Genomic DNA, 6,441 nt, shown 5'->3' with positions numbered 1-6,441 from the left:
CTATTTAGATGTAATAAGAGTACTCCAACTTGTTTCTAAAGTCAACCTTTTTGGTGATTTTTTATCTTTTTATTTTTTTCTGTCTCGTATTCTCGGCCGGCATATACTCATAGGCTGCTTACGGCATAGAAAAAACGGAACGACTACGAATCGTCCCGCTTTTCTTTTTCTTTCATCCGCCTGCGGAGATCGCTGCCCATCCACCAATGCATGACGCAGACAAAGACAGCAGCCGCAGTCAGCCCGAGAAGTGCTGGCGTCGGACCTTCTACAACCATGGCATAAATGAGATAGGCGGCGACAACGCCCCACAAAAACCGCTTGAGTTTATTCACAGGATTCGCATCCTTCACAGGAATCGGGCTGATCCCCAAAGAGCTGTGCCTTCTGTCCCTTCATAGCCAGAACAGCCTGAATGTACATGGCACATTCAATTCGCTTTTTCTGAATGCGGCAGCTCAGATCATAAGGAGTCTGAATGGTGCCGCCGTATTTGATATTATTGGCATGACAGCCGCCGCTGCAGAAAAATTTTGCCCAGCAGTCGCAGCAAACAGGTTTGTTCAGCACATGCATATCCCGGAACAGGGCCGGCAGTTTCGTATTGGTAATGCCGTCATATACATTGCCAATGACATAATCCTCCTGCCCGACAAACTGGTGACACGGATAGATGTCGCCATTAGGCACGACGCACATGTACTCATGGCCGGCACCACAGCCGCGAAGCCGCTTGGCAATACAGGGGCCGCGATACAGATCCATAATGAAGTGGTAATAAATAAACGGACGATGTTCATCCATGCGCTGCAGGTAAAAATCTGCCAGCCGGTCATATTCTTCAAAAATACGGGGCAGATCTTCTTCTGTAATGGCATATGACAGATCATCACCGACAACAGGTTCCATGGAAAGGCCTTTAAATCCCAAATCAGCCATATGTTTGACATCATTCGTAAAATCCAGGTTATATTTGGTATACGTGCCGCGGACGTAATACTCCCCGCCATGATGAGAAGCGGCATATACCAGATTTTTGGCACATGTATCATACGATCCTTTGCCGCCGGCATCGGGACGCATCCGGTTATGCACTTCCGGACGGCCATCCAGGCTCAGAATAAGGCTGATATTGTTTTCTGTCAGATATTTAACCTTAGCCGGATCCAGCAGCATGCCGTTCGTCGTCAGCGATAATTTAAAGACCTTATTGTGAATCGCTTCCTGTTCACGAATATAGGCAATCGTCTGCTTGACAACGCCAAAATTCATAAGCGGTTCGCCGCCAAAAAAGTCAATTTCACAATGCTGCCGCTTTCCTTCCGTGCTTTTAATGAGCAGATCTACAGCATGCTTGGCTACGTCAAAACTCATCAGTTCCCGCTTGTGCGTATCGTAGTCGCCCTGTGAGGCAAAACAGTACTTGCAGCGCAGGTTACAGTCATGGGCAATATTCAGGCACAGCGATTTAATAATCGGCTCTTCTTCTGCAACGACCTGGAAGTTTTCCGCCATCGGCGCAAAGAGCATTTCCTTCTGAATCAGCTCATCGAGCTCGCCCAGGATATCATCAATATCCTGGCTGTCATAGACTGCATCAAAGGCCTGGTGTACGGCTTCCTTATTGGTGCCGTCATATACATCGAGAATGTCATAGGTCATTTTGTCAATGACATTGATAATGCCGCTGTTGACGTCGAGAAGCATGTATGTGCCATTTTGACAGTATTTATGAATCATCGGTTTAATCGTGTAAGCCATTGTTCCTCCATACAAAAAGAATACCCTTTACCATATGGTAAAGGGCGTCCCCTTAAACAACTACTTATTTCGTGCAGATCTGATTGCCTACGGTGCAGGACGTTTTGCAGGCAGACTGGCAGGATGTCTGACATTCGCTGCAGCCAGCATGCTGGGTCGTCTTCTGAATCGATTCTGTATTAATTGTAATAATGTGTTTTGCCATTCTCTTTCACCTCACTGTCAAGATTAAGTTTATTCTACCACATTGCCGGACATTCGACAACTGCTAAAGAAGTTTCACGCCTTCAAATACAAAGTTTTTACCCATGCTGACGACGACAGACCGTTCATGAAACACGTCATTCGTATCGAAGAATACATCAAACCCGCCTTTATACGTGACATATACGGAATTAATCCGCTGCAGATAACTGCGAATTTCATCAGACGTAACTTCCGGTTCGCCTTCAGACCGCCACTTCTTGTTTTTTAAATTCGCAATGAGCGGCGCATGGGCCATAACACGCGAACGATGAGCCAATACCCAATCCCAAATTTCCTGGCTATAGCGGCGAGCTTCGTCCTCTCTGCCTTCTTCCAAGCCTTCGAGCGTAAACAGAACAGGCTTGCCTTCAAACATGATTTCATCCATATAGCTTCCTTTTACATATTTTAAATCCATGTAGATGAACCTCCCCACTATTTTGGAATTATCGTTCAAGCATGTTCTATCTTACCTATTTTTACGCCGTTTGTCAATCCATACGGCTAGGACACAAGTCCGCCTGGAAGCACTGATCGCATAAGGGTTTACGGGCTTTGCAGACACGCCGTCCATGCCAGATAAGCCAATGGTGAGCCCGGCTCCACCACTCTTTCGGAATGGCTTTCTGCAGCTTTTTTTCCACCTCCAGCGGCGTCTTTCCCGTAGCCAGCTGCAGGCGGTTTGCTACGCGAAACACATGGGTATCTACAGCAATTGCCGGCGTATCAAATAAAATACTGACCAGCACGTTCGCCGTTTTGCGCCCTACACCGGGAAGTTTGACCAGTTCATCGAAAGTTTGCGGAACCTGTCCGTCATACTGTTCACAGAGAATCGCACAGTTAGCCAGAATATTTTTCGCCTTGCTGTGATACAGGCCGCATGTACGGATTTTTTCTTCCAGCCCCGTAAGCCCCAGGGTCAGCATTTTATCCGGTGTATTATATTCCGGAAACAACCCGGCCGTAACGATATTGACCCGTTCATCTGTGCATTGGGCCGATAAAATAACGGCGATCATCAGTTCAAAGGGCGTATGATAATGCAGCGCCGACTTCATGATTCCATATTGATCCTGAAAGCGCTGCAGCATTTCCTGTTTTACTTTTTTCGTAATTGCCATCTGCTGTTCCTCACTTATGCGGAATGCCTTCATTGAGACTTCCCATTTCATATCCGCGCAAATCCAGCGTTACATACGTAAAGCCATACTTCCGCAATGTTTCCACAATCTCTTCCCGACGGGCCAGTATAGCCGGAAATTCTTCAGCACCTACTTCAATACGGGCTACGTCACCATGATATCGAACCCGCAGAGAGCCTGTAATAAAGGAAGCCAAATAGGCTTCAGCCTGGTCAATCTGTGCCAGCCGTTCCGGAAGCAGCGCAACGTCGTAAGGAATGCGGCTGGCCAGGCAGGCTGCACTCTGCTTATTCCATGTTGGCAGCTGCAGCTGCCTGGACAGGGCACGAATATCGGCTTTATGAAGGCCCGCTTCAATCATGGGACTGCGCACAGCAAAAGACAGTTCTTCAAGCGCCTTCATTCCCGGCCGAAAATCTCCCAGGTCATCAACATTGCCTCCGTCTATGACCCATTGAAATCCTTCTTGCCGTGCCAGTTCAACCAGAGCTGTAAAGCGGATTTTTTTGCATATGTAGCAACGATTGCGAGGATTTTTTACAAAATCCGGGTCCTCGAATTCCGTAGAATGGACGATACGATGGCGAACTCCTATAGCAGAAGCCATGGACAGGGCCGCTTCCTTCTCCCCTTCCGGCAAGGTCGGTGAAACAGCCGTAATGGCCAGGGCCTTATCGCCAAGAACATCGTGAGCTACATAGGTCAAAAAGGTGCTGTCTACGCCGCCGGAAAAGCCGATAACTACACTGCCCATTTCTTTCAGCTTGCGGCGCAGCAGTTCATATTTTTTCTGCCGTTCTTCTTCCATTACCTGAGTTCCCCCTCCTGTATCCGTGCCGCCTGTGCCATATACCGTTCAGAAAAGGCCTGCACCATATTACTCATCGGTACGGGCAGATAGGCTGCAGCCTGCTGCCACAGTTCATCAGGCACGCCATAATAAGCTTCTGCTATGGCACCGGCAATAGCAGCCTGTGTATCGGCATCACCGCCAAGAGAAACGGCATTGGCAATGGCACTGGCAAAATCGTGACTTTCAAAAAAAGCTTTCATCGCTTCAGGAACGCTGTCTTTTGCCCAGCTGGTAAACGTATAAGTCGGGCGAATCTCTGCCAGCGATAAGGGCAGGGAATAAAAATACCGCTGTATATATGCCTTTATATCTTCCATCTTCGTGCCCGTTCTGGCCAGATACACAGCAGAAGCTACAGCAACGGCACTTTTTACTGCTTCCGGATGATCATGACTGACCAGGGCCGTCAGTTCTGCCAGGGTCTGCGCTTCATCCAGCGATTCCGCCACCCAGGCAGCCGGAGAAACGCGCATAGCCGCACCATTGCCAAAACTGCCGTACGGCTTGGGATCATCCGAGAAAAACCAGGATTTAAACATGCTGCCAAACCCGGCATCAGGATAATGCCTGCACCAGTACACCAGCTGCCGCTTAATCTGTTCTGCATATCCGCAATGCGTTTCTTTTCCTGCCATCAGGGCCGCAGCAACAGCAATGGTCGTTACGGTGTCATCAGTAAAACGAGCTTCTGCAGAAAACCAGGGAAACTCCGTCGTCTTAACGGGATAAAACGTGTGTTCATACGGAGATCCCACAATATCGCCAATAATCGCTCCCCTCATCTCAGTTCCTTCTTTCTGAAAAAATAAGTATCTGCCTAGTTATATGCACGCCCATTATAGCATGGAATAAAGCCCCTTCTCAACAGGCTTCTCTGTCTGCATTTCTGCATTATTGTATAAAAGCACTGTGCCCTTATCAAAGACACAGTGCTTCTGCAGACCCCTGTTAGAAAAAGTGAGCCGATTCTTCTTTTAGTATTTTTTCCCGCAGTATGGACAGCTTCTTGCTGCGCTGTACCCACATTTCTTCCGGATTGACCAGACGAATATATTCCGGCCATAACGTGTCGATCTGCTGGTTGGCATAACGGATGATTTCCGGCAGCGACGGCTTCTGATATACCAGTTTCCCGCCAATAAAAATAGGTTCCAACATGGTTTTTACGTTGAATGTACCGCCGCGAATAACCCGGGCCCGCCACGGCGCCTTGTCACTCGTCAAATGCAGATCAGCAGACGGATCAATCGTTTCGCCTTCCAGAATGATAATATCTGCTTTCATCTTGCCCGTCTTTTTATCATAAATACGCAGGACATTCTTCAAGCCTGGATTGGAAATTTTTTCTGCATTATCACTCATCTTAATTTTGGGCACAAACTGTTCCCCTTCATACTGGCCGACCAGTTTAAATACGCCGCCCAGAGACGGACTGCCTTTTGCAGTAATCAAATTCGTGCCGACACCCCAGGAATTAATGGCACAGCCCTGCAGCTTCAGCTGCGAAATGAGCGTTTCATCCAGATCGTTGGAAGCGGCAATAATGGCATCGCCAAATCCGGCTTCGGCAAACATACGATGCGCTTCTTTCGACAAGTATGCCAGATCGCCGCTGTCCAGCCGAATGCCGTATGTTTTCGGCAGCGTACCGGCATCGCGCATTTCCTGGAAAATCGTAATGGCGTCAGGTACGCCCTGTTTCAAAGTGTTGTACGTATCGGCCAGCAATATCATATTGTTGGGATATTGCCGGGCATAGGCACGAAACGCATCCAGTTCTGTCGGAAAGCTCATGACCCAGCTGTGTGCCATCGTACCTAAAATAGGAATGCCGAACATAGCCCCGGCCAGTACATTGCTCGTACCGTTAAACCCGCCGATCATGGCAGACCGGGCACCGTAAATCCCTGCCGACTTGCCCTGAGCCCGACGGAGCCCAAATTCCATCAGTGCATCATTGCCGGCTACTGTACGAACCCGGCGGGCCTTCGTTGCAATCAGGCTTTCGTGATTCATCACCATGGACATGCAGGTTTCCAGCAGCAACGCTTCAATTTTCCTCGTCTGTACCCGCAGCAGTACTTCCTGCGGAAAAGCAACCGTTCCTTCCGGCATGGCATAGATATCACCAGTAAATTTCAGATTCTTTAAATAGTCCAAAAATTCATCCCGAAAAATACCGGTTCTCTTTAAGTACGCCAGATCATCATCACTGAAATGAATATTGTGAACATAGTCAATAAGATGTTCCAGTCCCGCTACGACGGTATATCCACCCTGGAACGGATTATGCCGGTAATATCGGTCAAATACACAGGCCTGCTCATGCTTGCCTTCAAAAAACAACCCCTGTATCATTGTCAGCTGGTACAGGTCGGTTAACAACGCATTCGTATACACTTATACTCGCCTCCACCTCAGTACTTTATATTAATA

At 48.2% G+C, this 6,441-nt stretch carries 8 protein-coding genes; all 8 read right to left on the bottom strand.

Annotated features, from left to right (window positions below; genetic code table 11):
• Nucleotides 1–143 precede the first annotated feature (143 nt).
• The 8 genes from Q3886_RS07495 to Q3886_RS07460 all read right to left on the bottom strand — a co-directional run bounded on the left by Q3886_RS07495 (nucleotide 144) and on the right by Q3886_RS07460 (nucleotide 6,405).
• On the bottom strand, nucleotides 144–335 hold the full coding sequence (locus Q3886_RS07495) for a hypothetical protein (RefSeq protein ID WP_301860680.1): 192 nt from the start codon (nucleotides 333–335) through the stop codon (nucleotides 144–146).
• Nucleotides 328–1,761: a thioether cross-link-forming SCIFF peptide maturase gene (gene scfB / locus Q3886_RS07490; protein ID WP_301860679.1), complete on the bottom strand. Its 1,434-nt coding sequence runs from the start codon at nucleotides 1,759–1,761 to the stop codon at nucleotides 328–330. Before scfB ends, Q3886_RS07495 begins: the two co-directional genes overlap by 8 nt.
• 64 nt (nucleotides 1,762–1,825) lie before the next feature.
• Nucleotides 1,826–1,966 (bottom strand): six-cysteine ranthipeptide SCIFF, encoded by a 141-nt coding sequence (scfA, locus tag Q3886_RS07485; RefSeq protein WP_301860678.1) that lies wholly within the window; start codon nucleotides 1,964–1,966, stop codon nucleotides 1,826–1,828.
• 63 nt (nucleotides 1,967–2,029) lie between these two features.
• Nucleotides 2,030–2,425: a hypothetical protein gene (locus Q3886_RS07480; protein ID WP_301860677.1), complete on the bottom strand. Its 396-nt coding sequence runs from the start codon at nucleotides 2,423–2,425 to the stop codon at nucleotides 2,030–2,032.
• A 73-nt stretch (nucleotides 2,426–2,498) separates the two neighbouring features.
• On the bottom strand, nucleotides 2,499–3,131 hold the full coding sequence (nth, locus tag Q3886_RS07475) for an endonuclease III (protein WP_301860675.1): 633 nt from the start codon (nucleotides 3,129–3,131) through the stop codon (nucleotides 2,499–2,501).
• Between the two features lie 10 nt (nucleotides 3,132–3,141).
• Nucleotides 3,142–3,960, bottom strand: a complete 819-nt coding sequence (gene larE / locus Q3886_RS07470) for an ATP-dependent sacrificial sulfur transferase LarE (protein ID WP_301860674.1) — start codon at nucleotides 3,958–3,960, stop codon at nucleotides 3,142–3,144.
• On the bottom strand, nucleotides 3,960–4,787 hold the full coding sequence (locus Q3886_RS07465; protein ID WP_301860673.1) for an ADP-ribosylglycohydrolase family protein: 828 nt from the start codon (nucleotides 4,785–4,787) through the stop codon (nucleotides 3,960–3,962). The genes larE and Q3886_RS07465 overlap by 1 nt, the downstream gene beginning before the upstream one ends.
• 166 nt (nucleotides 4,788–4,953) lie before the next feature.
• Nucleotides 4,954–6,405 (bottom strand): nicotinate phosphoribosyltransferase, encoded by a 1,452-nt coding sequence (locus Q3886_RS07460; protein WP_301860672.1) that lies wholly within the window; start codon nucleotides 6,403–6,405, stop codon nucleotides 4,954–4,956.
• Nucleotides 6,406–6,441: the final 36 nt, after the last annotated feature.

The organism is uncultured Megasphaera sp., from assembly GCF_958350005.1.
Classification (GTDB): Bacteria; Bacillota; Negativicutes; order Veillonellales; family Megasphaeraceae; genus Megasphaera.
Note: the sequence above shows the minus strand (reverse complement) of the source record. Positions and strands in the feature narration are given on the sequence as shown.